The 2,660-nt window shown below is 60.5% G+C and carries 2 protein-coding genes; both read right to left on the bottom strand.

All coding sequences use genetic code 11. The features are described 5' to 3' along the window. Positions 1-71 precede the first annotated feature (71 nt). Positions 72-1,415 carry an LLM class flavin-dependent oxidoreductase gene (locus tag ACRESD_RS15095; RefSeq protein WP_431751651.1) on the bottom strand — a complete coding sequence of 448 codons (1,344 nt, stop codon included), beginning with the start codon at positions 1,413-1,415 and terminating at the stop codon, positions 72-74. A 14-nt stretch (positions 1,416-1,429) separates the two neighbouring features. Next, on the bottom strand, positions 1,430-2,404 hold the full coding sequence (locus tag ACRESD_RS15090) for an ABC transporter substrate-binding protein (RefSeq protein ID WP_431751650.1): 975 nt from the start codon (positions 2,402-2,404) through the stop codon (positions 1,430-1,432). Positions 2,405-2,660 lie beyond the last annotated feature (256 nt).

Below are 2,660 nucleotides of genomic sequence, written 5' to 3'. Positions count from 1 at the left end.
CGTTCTACCTGATACAACGCGGCGGTTTTATTGGGGCGGCTGCGCCACCCAGCGCGGGGCAAGCCCGCTCACTACAGGGCTGCTTCAACTTCGCTGTAACGGTTGGCCGGCACTTCCAGCCCCAGGTTGTCGCGCAAGGTGTGACCGCTGTACTCGGTACGGAACAGGCCGCGCTGTTGCAGCACGGGCACCACCAGCTCGGTGAAGTACTGCAAGCCATCAGGCAGCACCGAATTGATGATGAAACCATCGCTGGCACCGGCCTCGAACCAGGTCTGGATCGCGTCGGCGACTTGCTCCGGGGTGCCGACAAAGTCGCGCTTGGGTCGCGAGAAGCGCAGCGCCACTTCGCGCAGGGTCAGGCCCTCGTCCCTGGCCAATTGCTTGATGCGGTCGGAGCCGCCTTTCTGGCTGTTGGAGCCAAGATCGCCCAGCTCGGGGAACGGTTCGTCCAGTGGGTATTGGCTAAAGTCGTGGTCATTGAAGGGACGGCCGAGGGCGACAATGGCGTCCTCCACGGTGACCAGGTCGACGGCCTGCTGATAGCGGCTTTCCACTTCGGCGGCATCGCGGCCTACGATTGGGCGGATGCCCGGCAAAATCGACAGGCTGTCGGCATCACGCCCAAAGCCTTTGGCTCGGCGTTTCAAGTCCTGGGTGTAAGCCAAGCCGTCTTCGAGGCTGTCGACATGCACGAAGATCGCATCGGAATGCTGCGCGGCGAAATTGCGTCCGTCTTCGGAGGTGCCTGCCTGGAAAATCACTGGCTGGCCCTGGCGCGAGCGGGCGATGTTCAGCGGGCCTTTGACCGAGAAAAACTCGCCTTTGTGGTTCAGCGCATGCAGCTTGCCCGGGGTGAAAAACTCACCGCTCTGCTTGTCATAGGCAAAGGCATCATCTTCCCAGGAGTCCCACAGGCCCTTGACCACGTTGAGGTGTTCCTTGGCGATGCGGTAGCGCACGGCATGGGGCGGGTGTTCAGCCTTGCCGAAGTTGTCGGCGGTGCCGCTCAGCCATGAGGTGACCACGTTCCACCCGGCGCGGCCGCCACTGATATGGTCCAGGGAGGCGAACTGGCGCGCCACTTGATAGGGCTCGGTGTAGCTGACGGTCACGGTGGCGACCAGGCCGATATGGGTGGTCAGTGCCGCCAGGGCCGAGAGGATAGTCAACGGCTCGAACCGGTTGAGGTAGTGCGGGCTGGATTTGGCGTGGATATGCAGGCTATCGGCGATGAACACGAAGTCGAACTTGGCGCCTTCGGCCAGCGCGGTCTGCTGCTTGTAGAAACCGAAGTTTGTGCTGGCATTGGGTTGTGCCTGCGGATGGCGCCATTCGCCCCAGCCGTGGCCGACACCGTGGACCATGGCTCCCAGCTTCAAATGGCGTGGCTTCAATTGATGTGGCTTGCTCATGTGCGGCTCCTGGCTTAGCGCGATGCTTGGGAAGTAGGGAAACGTGTGGCGTTGAAGCTGCTGTCGAAACCCAGGGACACGTCGATGTGCTTGGGTAGCAGGCCTTCTTTTTGATAGGTGTCGGCCGTGGCTTGCAGGCCACGGATCACCGAGTCGTCGATGACGACGGGGCTCAGATGGGTGTCTTTCGCCACCTCCACATGCACGGCCAATGGCAGTCCGGTGATCTTGGCTTGGGCTGCGGCGTATTCATTGGGGTGAGCGTTGGCCCAGGCGTAGGCGCGGTCAACACGGGCCACAAAATCGTCCAGCTGCACGCGTTTGTCGGTGATGGCCTGGCTGGTGGCCGCGAAGTACAGGTGATTGCTCAGCAACTGATTACCGCTGACCAACACACGGGCCTGGCTTTGAGAGGTGACCACGGTGGTGTAAGGGTCCCAGGTGGCCCAGGCGTCTACCGTACCGTTATCCAGCACCAGGCGCGATTCACTGGGTAGCAGGAAAATGAACTGCACATCCCCGGTGCTCAGGCCAGCACCCGCCAGGGCCTTGATCGCCAGGTAGTGACCGATGGAGCCGCGCCCGGTGACGATCTTTTTGCCCTTGAGGTCGGCCACCGTCTTGATCGGCGAGTCCTTGGGCACCAGCAGAGCGGTGGTGTTACGCCCTTCGGCGTGGATGATGCTGACCACCTTGAGCGATGCACCGGCACCCAAGGCGAATACATACGGCGCGTCGCCCAACGCACCGATGTCCACGGCACCGGCATTCAGCGCTTCGCCCAGGGGAGAGGCGGAGGGGAACTCCGACCATTGAATGGCGTAGGGCACATTCCGGGTTTCGCCGGAGGCTTCCAGCAGCGCCTTGATCGTGGACTTCTGGTTGGCGACTCGCAGGGGTTGCAAGTCGGCGCCGTCGGCGGCGGCAATCAACCCCAGGGCCAGTGCGGCGCCTAGGAGCAGGCGTTTGAAGGGAGTGGTCAAGACCATAGGGTAGAGGCTCCAGGCGGGTCAATATGAGGATTCGGCCACGTCCGCCTGGAGAAGGGGTCGGTGAGGAGTTAACGTTATTCCCATAAAAACATGCTGTGAAGTTCTTTTTGGTTATATGTTAATTATTAAAAAAGATGATTATTTGTTTTATTTATTATTCGTTAATTGCATTTGAAGAGGGGGAGGCGATCACTTGCAAGTGAGGGCGCCCCAAAGGAGAATCCGCAGCTTTCATGGATTCGAACAACAAGGA

It is taken from the genome of Pseudomonas sp., assembly GCF_050739995.1.
Taxonomy (GTDB): domain Bacteria; phylum Pseudomonadota; class Gammaproteobacteria; order Pseudomonadales; family Pseudomonadaceae; genus Aquipseudomonas.
Note: the sequence above shows the minus strand (reverse complement) of the source record. Positions and strands in the feature narration are given on the sequence as shown.